The sequence below is a fragment of the Nocardia sp. Marseille-Q1738 genome (genome assembly GCF_965283145.1).
Genome location: NZ_CBDIMS010000011.1, coordinates 220,995 through 239,944 on the forward strand (window position 1 = coordinate 220,995; position 18,950 = coordinate 239,944).

The window sequence follows — 18,950 nt, forward strand, 5'->3', positions numbered from 1 at the left end:
AGTCAGGTCACCGCCGCGTTCCTGGTGCTACAGAGTGTGGTGCGGGTCGCCTCGGCCATGACAAGTTTCGCTCGAGCCCTATCCCTGGTGACGGTGGGCGGGGCGGCGGCTATCGGCGTGGTCTCCGGGCTCGGTGTGGCGTTCGCGAGTCTGGCGGCGTCGGTAGCGGCGGCTGCCGGTGCTGCCGCTGGCGCGGCGGCAGGCGTCCTCGCCCCGGCGTTGGCCACGCTGAAGATCGGATTCTCTGGGCTCGGCGAAGCCAAGAAGGCGTTTGAGTCCGGCGATGGTGGCGCTGGTCAGGCCAAGGCCGTGGCCAGCGCCGCGAAAGGGCTGGCCGCCGCCGAGAAGGGCGTCGAACGTGCCAAGGAGGACAGTCGAAAGGCTGAGGAAGACCTCACCCAGGCTCGTGAGGACGCCCGCAGGCAGATCGACGATCTGAACAAGGCGTTGCGGGACAACTCGCTCAACGAGCGCGAGGCGGCCCGGGATGTCCGGAAGGCGCGCCAAGATCTGGCCAAGACGCTGGCCGATCCGAAAGCCAGCGCGGACGACCGCGAGGAGGCGGCGGACCGGGTACAGCGCGCGGAGCTGGACCTCATCGAGACCCAGGAGCGATCCCGCGACGAAGCGGAGAAGGCCGACAAGGCCAACCGCGACGGCATCGAAGGCTCCGATCAGGTCGTCGCCGCCAAAGAGCGCGTCATCGACGCCAACGAGAAGTTGGCCGAGGCACAGCAACAGGTCGCGGAGGCAGCGAAATCTCTCGCCGACGCGCAGAATCAGGGATCGGGCGGGAACGTCGATCCCTTCTACGCGATGATCGGCGAGCGTATGGCGCCGATGCTGAACGCATTCGACGCCCTGAAGCGCGCAGTGACCGACGATTTCTCGGCTGCACTGATTCCGGCGTTCGGAAATATCGGGACACTGCTCGATACTCTGTCGCCGAAAGTTGCTGCGTTGTCGGGGGTTTTCGGGCGAATTGGTACCGAGGTATCCGAATCCCTTTCCGGGACGGAAGGTGTCGCCGCATTTCAACAAATGACCGACGCCTCAAATCAATTCTTCACGGTGTTGTCCGCCGGCGAGAACGGGCTGGGCGGCTTCACGCTCGGGCTGGCTCAATTCGCGGCTACAGCCGCATCTACAGTGGCGGGCTCCGGCGGCGGACTGAACGATTTACTGTTGGGCCTCGGCGACAAGCTGAGGAATATCTCCGCCGATCAGATCACGGCGGTGTTCGACCGCGCCCAGCAGGTGTTCGCCAATATCGCCGCGGTCGTCGGCCCGCTGTTCAATCTGTTCAGCACCCTCGGCAGCATCTCGGCCGCGGCCCTCGCGCCCGGGTTCGCAGCGATCGGCGATGCGATCCGCCAGGCCACGCCCGGCATGGCCGCGATGGCGGAGATCCTCATGCCGGCGCTGGGCGAGGTCATGCAGCGGCTTGCCCCGCTGATTCCTGCCCTGGTGCAGGCGTTCACTCCGTGGGCGTCGGTGCTCGCGGCCATCGCCCCACCCCTGGCCACCGTGCTCGCGCATATGGCACCGCTGGCCCCCTATCTGCTGGCGGCCGCGACCGCCGCCCGGGTGATCGGCGCGGCGATGGTGGCATGGAATGCCATAACGTTCGCTTCGTCGGTGGCTCAGGGTGTGTTCGCCGCGGCGATGGGGCGTAGCGCGCTCTCGCTGACCGGTAACACGATCGCGCTTGCCGCACACCGGGTCGCTCTGATCGCGGGGGCTGTGGCGGCGCGAGCGTTCGGTGTGGCGATGGCGTTCGCCACCGGCCCTATCGGGCTGACTATCGCGGCCGTCGCGGCTATCGGCGTCGCGCTGTGGGCGTTCTTCACCAAGACCGAGACCGGCAAGCGGTGGTGGACGGCGATCTGGGGCGGCATCAAGACCGCCGTTTCCGCAACCTGGGAGTTCCTCAAGGTCGCCTGGCAAGGGATTCTCACGGGTATCCAGTGGATAGGCGACAAGGCAAACTGGCTGTGGACGAACGTGTTTCGGCCGGTATTTGGTTTCATCGGGTCTCTGATTTCCGCTTGGTGGACCGGGATAGTGCAGCCCGCGTTCAACGGGGTGAAGGCCGCGTTCGAGGTCGTAGGAAATGTGATCTCGTGGTGGTGGAACAGCATCGTTACGCCCGCGTTCACGGCGGTTGGTGCTGTCATCTCGTATTGGTGGGACAACATCGGCTCACCGGTGTTCAACAACTTCAAGGCCGTAATCGGCCTGGTCGGCGACGCAATCTCTTATTGGTGGAAGAATGTCGCCACGCCCGCGTTCCAGGCTGTCGGCGCGGTGATTTCATGGCTGTGGGATAACGTCGGGTCGCCGATCTTCGACAACATGAAAAAGGGCATCGGACTCGTCGGCACGGCGATATCCTTCTTCAAAGACAACGTCGTAGACCCCGTTTTCAAGGGCGTAGGCACCGCAATAGAATTCGCCTGGAATAAGGTCGTTTCGCCGATATTCGACAACATGAAGAAAGGAATCGGCTTCGTCGGCGAAGCGTTCGGCGCGGCCGGTCGCGTGATCAAGACCATCTGGTCGGGGATCGCCGATACCCTGCGCCCGGCGGTGCATTTCCTCGGCGGCATCCTCGCAAAGGTGCCAGGCAAGATCGGCTCGATCGAGATCCCCGGCGCCGGTGCCGCGCAGGATCTCGGAAACGCCATGCTGAAGTTCCGCGACGGCGGCCTGATCCGCGGCATCGGCGGCCCCACCGACGACGCGAACATCATCCGCGTATCCAACAAGGAGCACCTCGCCTACGTCACCCGCGCGCAGGCCGCGAACCCCGCTACCCTGCCGTTCCTCGAGGCGATCAACAACGGGTGGGTGCCGCCCGCGTGGCTGCTGCACGACATGGTGCCGGGATTCGCTACGGGCGGCCTGGTCGACACCCAGAACTGGGCGCGAGGCCAAGCGGGCAAGCCGTATCAGTACGGCGGCACAGGCAACCCGTCGTGGGACTGCTCCGGCATCGCGGGCGGTATATGGGCGAAGCTGAACGGCAAGGCCCCGAACGCGCGCTACTTCAATACCGAGAGCGATTTCACCAAGTTCGGATTCCTGCCCGGCCTCGGCGGCCCCGGAGACATGTCGATCGGTGTGATGCGCGGCGGCGGCGGCCCCAATAGCCACATGGCGACCACTCTCGGCGACCTGAATGTCGAGAGCAGCGGCACGGACGGTGTCGAGGTTGGTGCGGGCGCGAAGGGCGCGGCCGATTTCCCGCTGAAGTGGCACTTCCCGATTCCCGGCAACCCGCTCGCCGAGGGCAGCCCCGGCACGCGCGGTGGCGGCGGGTCCGGCTCAGCCCCGGGCGGACTCAGTGGCGGCGGATCTGGTTCGGGCAGCTCGCCAGGCGGTTCGACCGGCAGCGGTACCCGCCCGTCCGGCATCGCGGTCCCGGTATGGGTCGACAACTGGCCAACCAACCTCGGTACATCCACAACCCCGGCACCGACCGTGGGCGGCGATGGTGTCGAGGCGGTGTACAACCCGCCCAGCACAACCACCAGTGCCACGAACGCCGACACGCAAACCCAGGGTCAGCACCCGCTGCAAGGCACACCCCTGACCGGTGAACTGTTCAACGGACCCGCGCCATGGTGGATGGCCCCGACCCCAGAGGGTGCGATGGCCAACCTCGGGTCCCAGGCTGCGGGCCAGTGGCAGAAGACGACCGGCGAATTCCAGCAGCTCCTCCAGGACAACTGGAAAGAGATGCTGCAGACGGGCGCAGGCGTGATCGGCATGGGCCTGGCAGGTGGTGGGGGAATGACAGTGAACAACTACGGCATGGACCCGAACTCCGCTGCAGCAGCAGTGGAACGGGTGTGGCGGCGCCGGACTCTGGCCAACCAGCGCAGAGGAGGTCTCGGCCGATGACCCGTGAAGACTTCGCCGCGGCAGTCGGTTTGGACGGCGAGTTGTTGAAGCAGGCGCACGAGGCATTCACTGCTGAGCTGCGGGCACCACGGAAGACGCTCGCGGCCCGGTCTGCCGATCTTGCGGAGTCGCTGCGGCAGTTTGGTGTCGATGAGGACGTCGTCTATTCGGCGGTGACGCTGCTGGCGATGGAGCGGCGCCGGTGAGCCTGCTGACCGGCGACCACACCAAGATCGTCTGGATAGACGTCAACGGGCGGGCATGGCATCTGGCCGGGCCGGGCGTCGGGGCGGAAGGCGTGATCTTGGGCGCCGACCCGAAAGGCCACTTCTTCCCGCCGCATGAGCTGTTGTTCGACGCGGGTGCCCGCCAGGATGGCGGCACCTTCCGTCGGGCGGTGGTGTCGAAGCGGATGATGGACTTCAACGTCTCCATCGGCAACGATGTCGGCCTGGAGATCCGCGATATGCGGCATTGGCAGACCGTGCACGATCTGTGGTGGCGCGGCTGGTCCCGGAAGAAACCCGGCCACCTCTGCTACTGGACCAAGGTCAAAGGCTGGCGCCGAGTACCGCTGTATCTGGGCGACGCGCCGGAGCCGCTGTCAGGGATCGATCCCGGCATCAACCTGCATGAGTCCTACACCGTGTCCGCGGTCGGTTTCGACGCGTTCTGGTCGGCGCTCGAGCGGGAAGTGCCTTGGGTCAACACGGCTGGCACGAACCAGGGTGTGCTGAAGATGCGCAACGACGCATCGGAACCGGGTTGGGCCACCTACACCTGCAAAGGCCCTGGCCGCTACTCGATTCAGGATTTCGACCCGCTCGCGGATCCTGAAGGGGAGGTGCGGATGCTGCGGTGCCCGCTGCTTGCGGCGGGGGAGACCCTGCAAATCGATCTACATCCCCGTAACCGCACTGCCCGCGTGTACAACGCGTCCGGCGTGTATCTGCGCAATGTGTGGGCGCAGATGGCTGGCCGCCGCATCCTCAATCCCATCCCCGAGTGGGGCACCACGGAAATAGCGGTGACCGTCGAGGACGGCGACCTGACTAGTGAGGTTGTGGGCACGCTGACTCCGAAGAACGCGAGGCCGCTGTGACCGCGCCACCCTGGAACGGGCACACCGAAGTCCGGCGCATGGATGCTCTGCGGAAAGCCGAGCAGGACGAATGGCGCGATCAGCGGGCGGCGGTCCGCTACTACGACAAGTGGATGAGCGAGGTCGGTGAAGAAGGCCGGTATCTATCGCTGACCTTCTCCCACGTGAGGAACGCCGCCGGCGGACTGAAAATGACCTGCCCGCCGGACATGGTGCATTGGGACCACTTCTTCCGCAATCCTGACGGCGAAGACGCGACCATTCCGATCACAGTGGAGACCACCGGTCAGAGGTGGGACGGGTTCGTCACCCGCGCCGCGGAAGTCGTTGATGAACGTGGCAACAAGACGATCGAGATCGAAGCCATCCACTGCTGGAACCACATCTCGACCACCGTGTGCTGGGCGTCGCCTTTCGCTCCGCTGTTGGCGCAGCTGCCGCGGCACTGGTTCATGATCGCCGGAATCCGCACGATCATCCACCTGACCCTGATCGCGAACTATCTTCGCCGTCAGGCGTTCTGGTCGGCGGATCAGTGGAACGGCGCTCCGGACTGGGCCGAGGTCGGGTCTATCGCGTGGCCGATCGCGGTCGGCGGCATCAACGTGCTCACCGACACCTCACCGTTCGGGGGAGTGTCGCTGAGATTTGACCACGCTGATCAGGCGTTCCTGCCGCTGCTGGAGGGGACCGGGATCTGCCTCACCGCGCAGTTCTATCTCCCGGATGCCGAGGATGAGCAGCCCGACCCGGAATGGTTCTACCTCGACCGCCCCACCGTCTATGTGACCACGGTCGACAAGTCGAACGTTGTCGGCGCGACCGGCACCCTGCTCGACGGCATCACCAGGTTTTTCGAAGACTTCTTCGACGACGGCACCACACCGATCCGGTACCCCGACTACTCGACTTCCGGGGATTACGAGCAGGCGTACGCCAACACCCCACTCGGAAATAGGCAACATTTCCCGTGGATTTGGTACATGGATGGCGAGTACTCCGGGCTCGGCGCATCGGACATCAGCATCCACAAACCCCTCGCCACGCACGTGTTCGTCGGCGGGCGGAGCCCAGGGTGGGTCAACGCCTCGATCAGCTTTGCGATCAAGAATGCCTTGGCTTGGTTGGGTTTGTTGATCGGATTGCCGGGGCTGGACGCGTTGTACATGGGTCAACTCGACGACGTGTTCCTGGCGTTCGCCGAATACGTGGACCTGAACCGTGTGCAGCGCGCGGGCCCGTTCGCCTTCCAGGAACATTTCGTCACCGGCTCGGATAAGGCGTTCACGATCGACGGCTTGATGGCCGGGAAGACGGGCCTGCACCAGACCCGCGGCTACACCAGCCACCGAGTCACCGTGCAGGACAACGCCCCCTACATCCTGGGCCCCAACGCCGATTTCTGGATCGGCGACCAAATCGGTTTCAAGGTAGGCGATTTGATCTTCGTGGACTACGTCACCGAAGCCACTTTCGTCGATGACCGCACAACCCCCGGTAGATGGGAGATCACAGTGGGCGATGGCGCCGACGAAGAGGACTCGGTTGTCAAGGCATGGTCTCGCATGGGCCAGGTCGCCGGGGCGGTCAAACAGATCTTCATGGATGTCGGGGCGGACTTGGACTTGGTGATTTTCTGATATATCGCCAGTTGGAACGCATCTTGCCGATAGGGTTAAACTGGGTGCATGGACTATGCTTACTGCCCCAAGTGCGCGCAGACGAAACCGGTCATCGACTTCAACCGCAACGCCGCTCGATACAGCGGCCGTGATAGCTACTGCCGCGAGTGCGTCCGCGCGGCGAGCCGGGCACGACAGAAGTCACCCAAAAGTCAAGTGGTGCCAGAGGAGAAGCAGTGCGAGATCGACGGCTGCACTGATCTCCGAAAGGGGCACGGTCTCTGCAACAGACATCTGAAGCGGCTCCGTGAACACGGAGACCCGCTAGCCGGACGGAAATATATGGCAACGACGGCCTCCAAGCGGAGGCCCAATGGACTGACCTTAGAAGAGACCTTTCGGTGGTTCATGCCGGGAGAGCCGCCGGAGGCTGGCATTCCGTGGCTCTGGAAAGGCCCCGTCGACGAAAAAGGCTACGGGACAGTGCGTCATCAGGGGCGCAACGTGTTCGCCCACAGGATCGCATACGAGCTGTTCGTCGGCCCGATCCCGAACGGTTCGATCATCCGGCACAAGAACGATGTCCCGTTAGACATCAACCCGCACAACCTGATCACGGGTACGAGAGTCGACAACGTCCGCGATCGCGACGAGCGAGGCCGGGCCCATGCCGGGCCGCGCTCTGAGGCGATGAGACAGAAGGCCGCGCGCGGGTCTCGTCATGCTCTCGCGAAGTTGACCGAACAGGACATCCCGGTCATTCGGAATGCCCACGCCAACGGAGAGAACCAGCAGTCCATCGCCGACCGCTACGGAGTCTCGCAGGTCGCAATCTCCGCCATCGTGCGACGAAAGACCTGGACTCACGTGCCATAACACCTGAGGAGGATCATGGCGGAGGTTTCCTTCCCGGCGCACGTCACCATCACCGAAGAGGACGACCTCGACGGCCTGCCGGTACTCACCGCAGAAGTAACGCTGTCGGCGACCGCCGCGGCGCTCCCGTTGCCGGAAGGGCCCGAAGGCGACCCGGGGCCTCCGGGGGAGCCGCAGGCGCCGTTCATCAAGGTCGGCTCGATCGCCAACGTTGGCGCGCGACCTGGCGGGCTGACGGCCGCCGACCGCGGCAAGTGGTGGCACCGCCTGGATGACGGCTCGATGGACTTCTGGGACGGCGACTCGTGGATCAACGTCCCCGGCGCTGTCGGCCCACAAGGACCCGTCGCGCCGGCGAACACCCTCACCGCGCTGGATGTGGTCTCCGACGAGACCGTCACCATCCCCGCTGTCGACATCAAGCCGATCAACTCCTCCACGCAGACGATTCAACTCACCGTCCCCGCGGGGGACCGTGGCGCGACCGGACCCGCGGGATCGTCGGGGACGATCACTACCTCCCCGGACTACGACTCCACGCAGGGTCCGGTCAAGCGGAGCATGTTCTCCTACAGCAGGGTTTCGCGCCGGTTCCGGCCGACACCCCCGCCGTGCGGGTATGGGCCATGGCATTGGAGCTCTGCGGATTTCGCCGCCGACGACTCTGCTGCGGTGGACAGCTTCAAGGTGCTGACGGCGACCTTTCCGGCGTTGCCGTTCTCGTGGCGGCCCATGTGCATGGGCGCGATCCAGCTGTATTCGGACAACACCAACATCACGCACGCATTCGTGATCCCCCGGCTGTGGAATGAGTCCGGTGTCGCGGTCGGGATCGGCGTCAACTATTGGCAGACCTTCTGGGACATGGCCGAAATCCACGAATATTACGGCGATCTCAACAGTGTGGGTATGTCGCCCAGTTCGGATTATGCTGTCGTGCCTGCTAATTACACCTCTCAGATTGTGGTGATGGTGGAACGCCAAGGTGGGCAAGGAACAATCGCCTACCGGCAAGCCGGAGCCAGTTTCACCGTGTATGCGATGCCGGTGAGCCTGTGACCACCGTCGGCGACTACTTCGACCAAACCCTGTTCCGGGGCATCAACGAGGGCGTCGGCAACCCGGGGATCGTCACCAGCCTCGAAGGCACCCCCGCTGACGGCAGCTACGAGAACTTGCACGGCGCCCAGGGGCCACAGGGTCCGCAGGGCGATGATGGGACACCGTTCCGCTGGCAGGGCGACGTCGCCGACCGCCCCGCCCTGGACGCCCTGATCCCCCTGTTGAACGAGCACATGTTCGGGTTCGCGTTCCGGGTGCTGTCGGACAACTCCGTGATGTTCTGGACCGGAACGAAGTTCGTCCAGTTCGTCGACGCATTCGGTGGACTGGGGCCGACCGGGCAGGTGAACACCCTGTCCATCGGCACCGTCACCACAGGTGCTGTGGGGTCGCCGCTGGTCGTGTCCATCACCGGCACACCCCCGAACCAGACATTGAACCTCACTGTCCCTCGCGGCGGTACAGGGCAGAAGGGCTTGCAGGGCCCACCCGGACCGCTACGGAGTTCGACCGACTACGACAACACCATCACCCACACCAACGGGATGATCCCGCTGTGGGACCCGACCGACAGCAAATGGACGCCCACCGAATGGCCGGGATTCCGTGGACCGTGGTCGGTGATGGAAGCACAGAGTTGGGACAATCCCAGTTCTGGATTCATCGCAGACCAGACGAACATCTCCACCAACCCGCTGACGATCGCCACGATCAACATCCCTGCTCTGCCGATCAGGTGGCGGCCCTTCATCATCGGCGGCGCCTCGCTCACCTCCGTGCCCACGGACTACTCGACTCGCGTCGACCTCGAGGTGCGCAACGGGTCCGCGTCCGGTGAGATCCTCGCCCGCGGCGTCGGGAACTCCGTCCACCTCGAGTGGTACGCGCGACTTCGACCCCACTTCGCGTCCAGCTTCAGCGCTGGCAGTACCACAGGGACGATCGCCCCATCCACCGCGGCGACGCTGTATGTGGTCGCCAGGAGGAATGCGGGTGCCGGCAATTACACCTACAAGCGGGCCGGTGCCTCGATCATCGTCTGGGCCCAGCCGGTGGAGGCTCCATGACCACTGTGTACGACCGTGACGTGCAGTTCACGATGGCGGGGATCGTCGAGGACGAGACACTGCCCAGCACCGTCAACAGCCTGGAGATATACGACGACGAAGGGCGCCTGGAGATCCGCTCCGGGCCGAAGGGAATCCAAGGCCCGCAGGGAGATCCGTCCTACGGGTTCATCTTCATGGGCGCCGTCGCCAACCAAGCGACGCTCGACGCGATGACCCTCACCTTCGCCGACCGGGACAAGGCGTGGTGGGTGCAGTCCGCCAACGAAATGCGGTTGTGGAACGGCCGCTACTGGATCCCGTTCGCCGACGCCATGCAGGCAACCGGCCATCAGGGGCCGCCGAACGTCCTCACCGGTGCCGCGGTCACCGGTGCGACCGGGTCTTCGGCGTCGGCGACGCTGACCGGCACCTCACCGAATCAGGTCCTCACCATCACCGTCCCCAAGGGCGCGACCGGCGCCACCGGCGACGCGGGTGTCGCGGGCCGCATCCAAGACGCCTCGGATGTGGATACGTCCACGCAGGCGCTCGGCGACAACATGGTGCTGCAATGGAACGCCACCCTGAGCAAGTTCGTTCCGGCCCCATCCCCGACATGGCGGGGGCCGTGGACGATCGGCGGGACCAGATTCGCCGCGACCTCCAACTCGGCGGAAGCACCGCGCACCGTCGCCAGCATCACCACGCCTGCGCAACCGTATCCGTGGCGGCCCTACATCATCGGCCGCCTACCGACGCAATGCCACGTGCAGTCCCTCGGCCAGGCCCGCGTCGACGTCGAAGTCCGCTCGGGATCCGAGGACGGCCCGATTGTCGCCTGGGGCCAGGGTTTCCCTGCCGCGAACTCGATCTGGACGAAGATCCTGCCCAGGTTTTCGCAGGTGCTGTCCCCGGCCGCGACGAACATCGGGATCGTCGCCGCGGGGCAAACCAACACGTTCTATGTGCGGGTCGTGCGCGCGTACGGCACCGCGAACTATTCCATCGTCACTGACATCGCGTTCCTCACTGTGTACGCGATGCCTCTCTTCCAGTGAGGGAACTATGAAGCCCGCGTTCAACGAATCCGACCAAACGGGAATCTCTCCCAATTGCCATCCCCGCGGCCGCCGGCCGATCTGGTTCCTCCTGCACACGCAGGAAGGCAACGGCACCGCCCAGTCGCTGGCCAACTACTTGCAGAACCCCAACTCCGGTGTGTCCTACCACTACACGGTCGACAATGCCGGAAACGTCGTCGATGTCGTGGACACCGACCTGGCGTCGTGGTCGGTGCTCGACGCCAACCCGAAGGCGATCAACCTGTGCTTCGCCGGATCCCGCGCGGCATGGACACGGCAGCAGTGGCTGGACAACATGGGCCGCGCGATCGACATCGCCGCCTACCTCGCGGTGCAGGACTGCCTGAAGCACGGCATCCCGCCGCGCACCATCTCCCCGCATGACCTCGGTCGCGGCATCCCGGGGATCGCCGACCACAACGCGGTCACCGTCGGTCTCGGTCTCGGATCGCACACCGACGTCGGACCTCATTTCCCGTGGGACGTGTTCTCCGCGGCCGTCGCACGCTACTCGAATTCCACCCTGAAGGAGGCGGTTATGTCCCTGGCCGACGAAGAGCTCAGCAAGCGGTTCCCGTCGCGGTCGAAGTACCGGAAGGACGACGGCCTGGTCGACACCGTGGCCGGGTTCGTGCTGAACATCGACGCCCGGATCCACGAGGAGCACGTCGAGCGCGAGGCGCTCAAGGGCGTCGGCTGGGCGGTTGACCTGGTCAAGCGTGAAGCAGCAAAAGGCGACGAGGGCGCGAAAGTCGTCCTCGCTGAGATCGAAGGCGGCAAGTGATGAGTATCGTGAACGCAGTCCTGAACGCGGTCCGCAGTGAGCCGATCCGCACCATCCTCTACCCGCTGCTGGCCATCCTGGTGGGCACGCTGGTAGCCCGCGGCACCGTCGACCAATCCATGGGCGACATCATCACCGCCGTGATTGCGGCCGTCCTCGGCATCCCTGCGGCCGAAATCGCGCGGTCCAAGGTGTCGCCGGCCGGTAAGCGACAGGTCGCCACGGACCAGATGTGAGCACTGGCGGCGAAGTGCAGCCGTTGACCGATGCGTTCGTGCAGTACGGTGCCATCGGCGTCATAGCGGCCTTCTTTGTCTACGCCACAGTCTTCCTCTACAAGCGGTCGGAAGCGGCCCACGGCAGTGAAATCGCTCGAATCGATGCTGCTCACAGCAACGCGATAGCCAGCCTCCAGTCGGCTCATAGCAAAGAGGTTGAGCGGCTCGAGGACGCGCTCGACAAGGAGCGTGAACGCAGCACCCGGTTCGAGGGCAACCTGTCCGACCTGAACCAACTCATCAACACACAGCTCGCTGCTCAATTGGTGCGGGCGACAGAGGCCATTCGGGAGGCCGCTGATATGCGCGATCACAGGCGGCAGTGATGCCGGGTCGATACGAGCGTGACCACGATTTCGACGAGGACGCGTCTCGTGAAACCTACGAAACATTCGGGAAACTGCGGTCTCTCATCGACGACCTGGCTAAGCAGGTCGACCGTTTGGAGAAGCAGATGAACCCGGGTCAGAAGGGGTAGCGATGACGGAAATCGTTGAGCTGGTGGCAGCTGTGAACAAACTCCAGAAATCCGTGAACGGACTGACCGTCCGAGTGAATACGTATGAGGAAATGCTCCAGCGTATCGAGAAGGTAGCGAACGATACCCAGAAGGTCGCCACTGATACCCGGGCCAACCGGATCGGCCTGAAAGTGGCCACAGCGAGCATTGCCTTCAATCTGGTGCTCACGGCAGCGCTCGGCTGGCTGTTCATGAAGGTCCAAGACGTGCAAGAGCGCACATCCACGGAGATCCTGTGTCCCTTGTATCAGGTGTTCGCGGTGTCCATCAAGGTGAATCCGCCGAACCCGAATCTGACGCCTGAGCAGGCTAAAGCGCGCCGTGAAGCCGCAGACACGATCCTGGCCGGTCTCGACAAGTTGGGGTGTGCATGACCAATCCGTTGTCGCCGCTGAAGTACGGCAAGGTCGTAGGCAGGCTGCTGGCGGGCATTATCGACAGTCCCGATGTCGGCGTTATCCCGGACTTCCCTCCGCTCGAGGGGAGGGTGACGTTCACGGCGTCCGTGCCGAAATTCCTTGTACCAAACGCCGATCCGCCCGCCACGGTCGCGCCCCTGACCAACCCCTACTACACCGCGACATTGGACGACGAGGGCTATCTGACGTGGCGCGGAGAGAGGGGCGTATACCTAGCGGCGCCGATCAGCGGCACGATGAACCCCTCCGGGTGGACGTGGACCGTCAGCTTCGACCTGTCGTACCTCGGCACTCCAGTGCCGATCTCACCGTTTTCCATCAACGTCCCAGAGTTCATTCCTGGCCCGGATCCGGAAGATCCGGATACCGGGTCGGTGGGGTTGGTGGATCTGGCGCTGGCATCACCCGTGCCGTCGAGCTCGGGCAACGCCGTGACCCGTGGCCTGTCGGTGGTGTCGGTCGAACTCGACGGCAACGCACTGGTGTTCGGCCTCGACGACGGCACTTTCCTGCCCGGCGTCGAAGTGCCTGCCATCCAGGAAGCTCTCGACGCCGCGGATGATGCGGAGGACAGCGCCACCGCGGCGGCGACTTCGGCAACTGCCGCGCAGAACGCCGTCAACAGCTTCGATTTGAATGTCGGCACCGTCACCACCGGCGCTCCGGGCTCCTCCGCGGTAGTGACAATCGGCGGCGGCCCGCCAGTGTGGACCGCCGATTTCACGATCCCCCGCGGCGACACCGGCGCGACGGGTCCCCCGGCGCCGGACGCCACGACCAGCAGCAAGGGCATCGTGCAGCTCGCCGGGGACCTCGGTGGCACCGCGGCCAGCCCTACTGTTCCGGGTCTGGCGGGAAAGGCGAACACCGCTCACACGCATACCGCGACCGACATCTCGGATTCGACGACCGTAGGCCGCGATGTTCTTACTGCCGCGAGTCAGGCCGCTGCGCGCACAGCGATCGGCGCGGGCACGTCGAGTCTGGTGCTCGGCACGACCGCGGGCACGGCGGCGGAAGGCAACGACTCTCGCCTGTCGGATGCCCGCACACCCACTGCGGCAGGGCAGGCCTACGACTGGACGATGAAAACCCACTCCGGTGCTCGTGCGACCGGCGCGGGCAACATCATCCCCGAAGGTGTGCGCGTCGAACGCAACATCTCCATCAGCGCGGTCACGTTCCGGGGGGAGACAGCGGGCACCGGCAACCTGATAGTCGAACTCCGTAAGAACGGCTCCAACACCGGAATGCCCGCGGCTTCCACGATCTCGGCCGCCAACCACGCCGCTGACACCGTCGTCACCGCCGGTGGACCTTGGTCGGTGACCGCGGGGGACCGGATCACTGTCTACATCACCACCGTCGACTCCCCGGCCGGTACCGGGCTGCAAGCCTCGATCAAGGCGACCACGACATGATGTTCGTCGTCGCAGGTCGCTCGGGGGCCACTTACAGCGACGACTTCAATCGCGCCAACGGGGGGCTCGGAAGCAACTGGGTGACGCTCACGGCCGCGCCGGTGATCAGCAGCAACAAAGCCCAGGGCGGCACCACGGGACCAGTGAACGCCTCGACCGTGTACGGGGCCCGCTGGACAGCGGCGTTGCTCAGCGACGCACAGGAGTCCATCGCCACAGCCGTGACCCCCACCGGCACAGCGTCACTCGGTCTCGGCGCGGGCCCCTTCCTGCGCTGCAACTCCTCGGGCGACCGGGTAGAAGCGCTGGTCACAAACAACACCTGCTTCATCTTCACCAGGATCTCGGGCACCCCCACACAGCGTGCGAGTCAGGCCGGGCTGACGATCAACAGCGGCACCGTCGTCCGGATCACCGCGATCGGCAACCTGTACTCGGTGTACCTTGCTGGGTCGGGCACGCCGACTGTGACCTGGACGGATAGCGGCGGAGTGATCGCGATCGGCTCGACCACGCGCTATGTGGGGTTGACCGTGATCACGTCCGAGGACTTCGCGGGCAACCCCAGCTACTCCTACGCGCTCGACGACTGGTCGGCAGCCGACATCTAGGAGCCGAAGCTCCCCGTCGAAGGCGGTCGGTTCTCCCACCGCACGTAATACCGGTCGCCGTGAATGTGGTTGCACCGCGCCCAAAATCCCTGCTGCCTGATCTGCCTTGCGACCTGCTCGCAGTTCTCGCGGCCGATGATGACGCCCGTTTCGTAGGCGCTGGCGGTTCCTGCGCCGAGGGTGATCCCGGCTGTGGTGATGGCGATGACGAATGCCGCTTGCGCAAGCCGCTTCATGTGATTTCCCGATTCCTCGCTGGTTGAACGCGCGGCTTCGTTTGCTGCATCCCCCGACGTAGCTCCGCGCGGGGATCATCCTGCCCGCCTCAGGTCGGACACGCCAGACATTCACGGAAAACAAACCTCTGAATTCCTTTGCCCCCTAACTGAAAAGAGGAAGCCGTGGCCGCCACCCTGCTGCCTGCCCTGACCGGACCGTACTCTGTGGCCGCGCGGCGGCTCTTCCTGTCCGATCCCCGGCCGGACCCCTTCACCAACTCGGCACCGCGGCGAATCTCCGTCACCGCCTGGTATCCCACCGCAGCATCAGGCGCGTGGGCGCGGTATCTGTCGGTCGCCGACAGCTATGACGAGACCATGGCGTTGCAGCTGACCAATGGCATAGAGGGCCGCAGCTGTAGCAAGAGCTGGTGGAACGGGGCGATTTCCTGCGGTTTCTTCGGCCCGCCGGTCGGCGACACGATGTACCCGAACATCCGGGCGCGAGATACCCGCGCCGTGCTGGATGGTGCGATCCGTACCGACCTCGGCCCGCTGCCCGTAGTGATCTTCTCCCCAGGGTTCGGTGTGCCCGGCAATCACTCGAGCATCTTGGCCGAGGATCTGGCCTCGCACGGGTATCTCGTGCTGACCATTAGCTGCACGTACGAGTCGATCGTGACGGAGTGGAGCAACGGGGTGATCGCGCAGAACGCCTCGTACGTGGGCAATCAGTGGGCGAAATGCCTTGCGGCGAGGGTGGGCGACGTGCGCTACCTGCTCGATCAGTTGACCAGCCTGCCCAACGGTATCGGCGCCCAGGCCGACGCCAGCAAGGTCGCGATCGTGGGGCACAGCTTCGGCGGCACCACCGGCATGGAAACCGCCTACCTCGAGCCAAACCGTGTCAAGGCGGTCGCGTGTCTGGACGGCCCGGTCGGATACGCGGGGACCAGCAATCAGGCACTCACTCATGGCGTTCCGCAGCCGGTGATGCTGCTGTCGATGCCCGCCGACCCGAACAGCGCCTACATGACCGACTGGGCGAACTACGCCAACACCAACCACGGTCCACTGCACCGGTACCGGGTGTCCGGGACGCAGCACTACGCGTTCACAGACGTCGGGTTGCTGTGTGCGGCCGACAAGAAGGCGAGCCTGAACGGCACCATCGACCCAAATCGGGCGATGGCGTTGCATCCGTGGTGGACCCGCGTATTCCTGGACACGTACGTGCGCGGCGTGGGGGCGATGCCGTCCCTGCCGTCCCCGGATTGGCCGGAGGTCACCGCGATCTGAGTAGTCCAATACTCGGTTGCCGGTCAGCGGCATATGAGATGATTCCCAGCCGTGGGCAACTACGTGCCTAAGCCGAAGTCGGCGCTCGATGAGCAGACCTTCGCGTTCAAGCTGGGGGAGTACGAGAAATGGCGTATCGATCTCGTCGTCCGCTACGCCACCTACCGCGGCCAGATCCGCGACTTCTCCATGTCGGTGTGGGCGCGTGCGGGTGACGACCGCTTCGAAGTCGAGTCGATCGACTGCTGCCACGGGCAGCTTCACAGGCACCGCTTGAGACGTTCGGACCACCTGAACAGGCAGGCCGACAGAGCCGTGATCTGCGAACTCAACGCAGGCGACGAGGCGGTCGTGGACCGAGAATATGACCTACAGTATGACTGGATACAAGCCAACTGGGAGTCGGTCGCGAGGAGGTGGGCCAATGGCTGAGCATGATGCACGCAGAACCGCCGCCAGGGTTTTCCAGCGCCTGACCAGGCGCGGTGTGATCAAAGCCGATAAGACTGTGGTCTGCCTGGAGTCCGACTCTCTGGGGCAGGTACTGGAGATAATGGGCGACCATTTCCCCGAGGGTGGTCACATGGCCATCTACTACCCCGATGAGCACGTGTTCCGGTTCATGACGTGGCGAGCCAACGACCCGACCGCCCCCGAGGGGCTGGAGGCGCACGTCGACACCACCGTCGGCATGGCGGTGGCGGCTGCGCTGGCTGCCAATGATCGCCGTTGGACGGATCGGATTCGACAGCGGGTATCGACGACGGAGATAGAACGCGAACTCGCGTCGGCCTGACGCAACATATACGGACGCCCCCGCTTGGTCTTCACAGACCGGCGGGGGCGTTCTTCACGTTCAGGACTCGCGCGGGTCGGCGATCGGCAGTAGTCCCGCCTCGGCCTGCATGGTGTTCAGGGTGTCGAGGTTCTCGGAGACGAGCTTGTCCAACTTCTCCTGCATCCGAGCGGCGCCGGGCTTGTTGGGGTCGGTGCTGATGCGGATCTGCGGCTGCTCGCTCATGGCTTCCATTCTCCTATCCCGCATACAGATGCCCCGCAGGTCTTTGGATCTGCGGGGCGTTTCGTCGTGTCCGGATACAGAACCGCCCCCGACCTGGTGCGGGGGCCGGGGGACGGTCTGCGTCGTGCAGGAGGCAGGCTGCACGAAGGTATCGGGCCGCTACAGGCCCATCCGTTCGAGCGCCCAGTCCGCCGCGGCGTCTGCATCGCCCGCGGGGATGGCGCGAGTGAAGTGCAGAGGCGGAGTGATCCAGCGAATGCTGCGCCAACCCCGGTCGGGCCGGACCGCCCAACCCCCGAACTCGCGGCGTATGGGAAAGCCCGTTGTCCTGCTACCGGGATCGCACGGGAATGGCAGTAGCGATTCGAACTCGCGCCGCGAAGGCGGCATCAGCTTGAGCAGCGTGCGGCGGAACCGGTGCCAGTCCGATGTCCACACGGGGAGCCGGTCGTAGATCGCAAGTCGATTCATATCCGGTTCCTCAGCAGTTGAGAATAGTTGCAGGTGTCCGAGTGCTGAACCGTTGTGGTTCGCCGTACTCCTCGGTCCAGATCGTAGCGGCAACCCGCCACGCTCCGGGCTCACACGGAGCCCACGCCGCGAGGTTGAGCCGCGGGTTGGGAATCTGGCCGTCTTGCGCCGCGCCACGGACCTCCCAGTCGCTACCGGCTGTCTTGAACTCCAGGGTGAGGCTGACGTGGAACGTTCGGGGTGCGGGCACGCAGTGCGCGTAACCGCCGCCGATGACGGCGCTATTGCCGTGCCTGGCCTGAACTTGCGGCCTTCCATCGAAGAAGCTGAAGCTGCACGACCTGGAACCGTTGGGTTCAGCGGCGGCCGAAGGAGCTTCGACTGCGGCACTGACCAGCGCCAACACAGCGATGCCCGCGGTCACGATAGACCGAATCTTCATGATGTTCTTTCCCCTCGTGCGGCGTCCGTGAGCAGGTCCGCGTACTCCTCGCGGCTGTAGATGTGCCCGTCGTCGCCCACGATCGAGATCTTCCCGTCGACCAGTGATTCGTAATATCCGATCATGACTGCTCCGCCCACTCTCGGATGGCCTCGGCGAACACCTCAACCGTTTCGACCGGTGCCCCCGGATAGTCGGACGGCGGCCCGGTAAACGGCGACCGCTGGGGGAGATCCGGGTCGATGAGCTCGTCAGTCGGCATAGTCGGCTCCATCCCCTGAGCCCTGGCTGTAGGCCGATGCCGACAGGTATTGCAGGCAGGTGGGCCCGTGGCCGGAGTGCACGTTCGCGACGAACCGGGCCTGTTCGATGGACCGGAAGATGCCGTCGTGGTGGCAGTTGCGGTGGAAGTGCCGCCACTGGTCGGCGTCGGCCTGCGTGGCGGTCACCGGACGGTCCTGTCGGTGCGGTGCGGACCGGGCTCGGGCCACAGGTAGGCCGCTAGATAGGTGATCGCCATCAGGATCAGCAGGGCGATGGCTATGACGATGATGGGCAGATACTCGGGCATTTGGGCTATACCCCCGGCGCGTGTGGTGTTCTGTTGGGTTGGGGGCACCCGAAGCCGACCCGGTCGCGGACAACCGGGATCGAATCCGGTTGCCGCACCCTATGGGCCGAGTCGGGAGTCGGCCCGAGCCGGACTTCGGATGCGTAATCTGACGTTAAGAGCAGGTGAAGACTTGAATGTGCTCTGATTGTGCTTT

At 64.7% G+C, this 18,950-nt stretch carries 25 protein-coding genes; 17 read left to right on the forward strand and 8 right to left on the reverse strand.

Features of this window, described 5'->3' with window-relative positions:
* Positions 1 to 87 precede the first annotated feature (87 nt).
* From ACWPXK_RS30370 to ACWPXK_RS30435, 14 genes are all read left to right on the forward strand, one after another.
* Positions 88 to 3,906, forward strand: a complete 3,819-nt coding sequence (locus ACWPXK_RS30370) for a hypothetical protein (protein WP_454199595.1) — start codon at positions 88 to 90, stop codon at positions 3,904 to 3,906.
* Positions 3,903 to 4,112: a hypothetical protein gene (locus ACWPXK_RS30375; protein ID WP_454199596.1), complete on the forward strand. Its 210-nt coding sequence runs from the start codon at positions 3,903 to 3,905 to the stop codon at positions 4,110 to 4,112. Before ACWPXK_RS30370 ends, ACWPXK_RS30375 begins: the two co-directional genes overlap by 4 nt.
* Positions 4,109 to 5,008, forward strand: coding sequence for a phage tail protein (locus ACWPXK_RS30380; RefSeq protein WP_454199597.1), 900 nt, complete (start codon positions 4,109 to 4,111; stop codon positions 5,006 to 5,008). The genes ACWPXK_RS30375 and ACWPXK_RS30380 overlap by 4 nt, the downstream gene beginning before the upstream one ends.
* Positions 5,005 to 6,648, forward strand: coding sequence for a Gp37-like protein (locus ACWPXK_RS30385; protein ID WP_454199598.1), 1,644 nt, complete (start codon positions 5,005 to 5,007; stop codon positions 6,646 to 6,648). The genes ACWPXK_RS30380 and ACWPXK_RS30385 overlap by 4 nt, the downstream gene beginning before the upstream one ends.
* Before the next feature lie 48 nt (positions 6,649 to 6,696).
* Complete coding sequence (locus ACWPXK_RS30390; protein ID WP_454199599.1) at positions 6,697 to 7,506, forward strand: HNH endonuclease signature motif containing protein; 810 nt, start codon at positions 6,697 to 6,699, stop codon at positions 7,504 to 7,506.
* Between the two features lie 15 nt (positions 7,507 to 7,521).
* A complete protein-coding gene (locus ACWPXK_RS30395; protein ID WP_454199600.1) occupies positions 7,522 to 8,565 on the forward strand; it encodes a hypothetical protein in 1,044 nt (347 codons plus the stop codon).
* A complete protein-coding gene (locus ACWPXK_RS30400) occupies positions 8,562 to 9,635 on the forward strand; it encodes a hypothetical protein (protein WP_454199601.1) in 1,074 nt (357 codons plus the stop codon). The genes ACWPXK_RS30395 and ACWPXK_RS30400 overlap by 4 nt, the downstream gene beginning before the upstream one ends.
* Entirely contained in the window at positions 9,632 to 10,675 is a 1,044-nt protein-coding gene (locus ACWPXK_RS30405) for a hypothetical protein (RefSeq protein WP_454199602.1), read from the forward strand. Before ACWPXK_RS30400 ends, ACWPXK_RS30405 begins: the two co-directional genes overlap by 4 nt.
* Positions 10,676 to 10,682: 7 nt before the next feature.
* Positions 10,683 to 11,483, forward strand: coding sequence for an N-acetylmuramoyl-L-alanine amidase (locus tag ACWPXK_RS30410; protein WP_454199603.1), 801 nt, complete (start codon positions 10,683 to 10,685; stop codon positions 11,481 to 11,483).
* A complete protein-coding gene (locus ACWPXK_RS30415) occupies positions 11,483 to 11,719 on the forward strand; it encodes a phage holin (protein ID WP_454199604.1) in 237 nt (78 codons plus the stop codon). The genes ACWPXK_RS30410 and ACWPXK_RS30415 overlap by 1 nt, the downstream gene beginning before the upstream one ends.
* Positions 11,716 to 12,087, forward strand: a complete 372-nt coding sequence (locus tag ACWPXK_RS30420; RefSeq protein WP_454199605.1) for a hypothetical protein — start codon at positions 11,716 to 11,718, stop codon at positions 12,085 to 12,087. The genes ACWPXK_RS30415 and ACWPXK_RS30420 overlap by 4 nt, the downstream gene beginning before the upstream one ends.
* Before the next feature lie 154 nt (positions 12,088 to 12,241).
* Positions 12,242 to 12,655 (forward strand): hypothetical protein, encoded by a 414-nt coding sequence (locus ACWPXK_RS30425; RefSeq protein WP_454199606.1) that lies wholly within the window; start codon positions 12,242 to 12,244, stop codon positions 12,653 to 12,655.
* The gene (locus tag ACWPXK_RS30430; protein ID WP_454199607.1) at positions 12,652 to 14,121 is read left to right on the forward strand and encodes a hypothetical protein; all 1,470 of its coding nucleotides are present in this window, start codon (positions 12,652 to 12,654) and stop codon (positions 14,119 to 14,121) included. Before ACWPXK_RS30425 ends, ACWPXK_RS30430 begins: the two co-directional genes overlap by 4 nt.
* Entirely contained in the window at positions 14,118 to 14,732 is a 615-nt protein-coding gene (locus ACWPXK_RS30435) for a hypothetical protein (RefSeq protein WP_454199608.1), read from the forward strand. The genes ACWPXK_RS30430 and ACWPXK_RS30435 overlap by 4 nt, the downstream gene beginning before the upstream one ends.
* On the opposite strand, the gene ACWPXK_RS30440 is transcribed toward ACWPXK_RS30435, so the two are convergent.
* On the reverse strand, positions 14,729 to 14,968 hold the full coding sequence (locus ACWPXK_RS30440; protein ID WP_454199609.1) for a hypothetical protein: 240 nt from the start codon (positions 14,966 to 14,968) through the stop codon (positions 14,729 to 14,731). The two genes, ACWPXK_RS30435 and ACWPXK_RS30440, sit on opposite strands and share 4 nt — an antisense overlap.
* Positions 14,969 to 15,133: 165 nt before the next feature.
* Here ACWPXK_RS30440 and ACWPXK_RS30445 point away from each other — a divergent pair, with 165 nt between their 5' ends.
* From ACWPXK_RS30445 to ACWPXK_RS30455, 3 genes are read left to right on the forward strand one after another with little or no spacing between them, the layout of a single operon-like run.
* Positions 15,134 to 16,249 (forward strand): alpha/beta hydrolase family protein, encoded by a 1,116-nt coding sequence (locus ACWPXK_RS30445; protein ID WP_454199610.1) that lies wholly within the window; start codon positions 15,134 to 15,136, stop codon positions 16,247 to 16,249.
* A 51-nt stretch (positions 16,250 to 16,300) separates the two neighbouring features.
* Complete coding sequence (locus tag ACWPXK_RS30450; protein ID WP_454199611.1) at positions 16,301 to 16,681, forward strand: hypothetical protein; 381 nt, start codon at positions 16,301 to 16,303, stop codon at positions 16,679 to 16,681.
* On the forward strand, positions 16,674 to 17,045 hold the full coding sequence (locus ACWPXK_RS30455) for a hypothetical protein (protein WP_454199612.1): 372 nt from the start codon (positions 16,674 to 16,676) through the stop codon (positions 17,043 to 17,045). Before ACWPXK_RS30450 ends, ACWPXK_RS30455 begins: the two co-directional genes overlap by 8 nt.
* Positions 17,046 to 17,105: 60 nt before the next feature.
* Here the strand turns inward: ACWPXK_RS30455 and ACWPXK_RS30460 are convergent, their stop codons facing one another.
* The 7 genes from ACWPXK_RS30460 to ACWPXK_RS30490 all read right to left on the reverse strand — a co-directional run bounded on the left by ACWPXK_RS30460 (position 17,106) and on the right by ACWPXK_RS30490 (position 18,754).
* Positions 17,106 to 17,270: a hypothetical protein gene (locus ACWPXK_RS30460; protein ID WP_454199613.1), complete on the reverse strand. Its 165-nt coding sequence runs from the start codon at positions 17,268 to 17,270 to the stop codon at positions 17,106 to 17,108.
* A gap of 159 nt (positions 17,271 to 17,429) precedes the next feature.
* Positions 17,430 to 17,741, reverse strand: coding sequence for a hypothetical protein (locus tag ACWPXK_RS30465; RefSeq protein ID WP_454199614.1), 312 nt, complete (start codon positions 17,739 to 17,741; stop codon positions 17,430 to 17,432).
* Positions 17,742 to 17,751: 10 nt separating this feature from the next.
* Positions 17,752 to 18,183, reverse strand: coding sequence for a hypothetical protein (locus tag ACWPXK_RS30470; RefSeq protein ID WP_454199615.1), 432 nt, complete (start codon positions 18,181 to 18,183; stop codon positions 17,752 to 17,754).
* On the reverse strand, positions 18,180 to 18,308 hold the full coding sequence (locus ACWPXK_RS30475; RefSeq protein ID WP_454199616.1) for a hypothetical protein: 129 nt from the start codon (positions 18,306 to 18,308) through the stop codon (positions 18,180 to 18,182). Before ACWPXK_RS30475 ends, ACWPXK_RS30470 begins: the two co-directional genes overlap by 4 nt.
* Entirely contained in the window at positions 18,305 to 18,445 is a 141-nt protein-coding gene (locus ACWPXK_RS30480) for a hypothetical protein (protein WP_454199617.1), read from the reverse strand. Before ACWPXK_RS30480 ends, ACWPXK_RS30475 begins: the two co-directional genes overlap by 4 nt.
* Positions 18,435 to 18,632: a hypothetical protein gene (locus ACWPXK_RS30485; protein WP_454199618.1), complete on the reverse strand. Its 198-nt coding sequence runs from the start codon at positions 18,630 to 18,632 to the stop codon at positions 18,435 to 18,437. Before ACWPXK_RS30485 ends, ACWPXK_RS30480 begins: the two co-directional genes overlap by 11 nt.
* The gene (locus ACWPXK_RS30490; protein ID WP_454199619.1) at positions 18,629 to 18,754 is read right to left on the reverse strand and encodes a hypothetical protein; all 126 of its coding nucleotides are present in this window, start codon (positions 18,752 to 18,754) and stop codon (positions 18,629 to 18,631) included. Before ACWPXK_RS30490 ends, ACWPXK_RS30485 begins: the two co-directional genes overlap by 4 nt.
* Positions 18,755 to 18,950 lie beyond the last annotated feature (196 nt).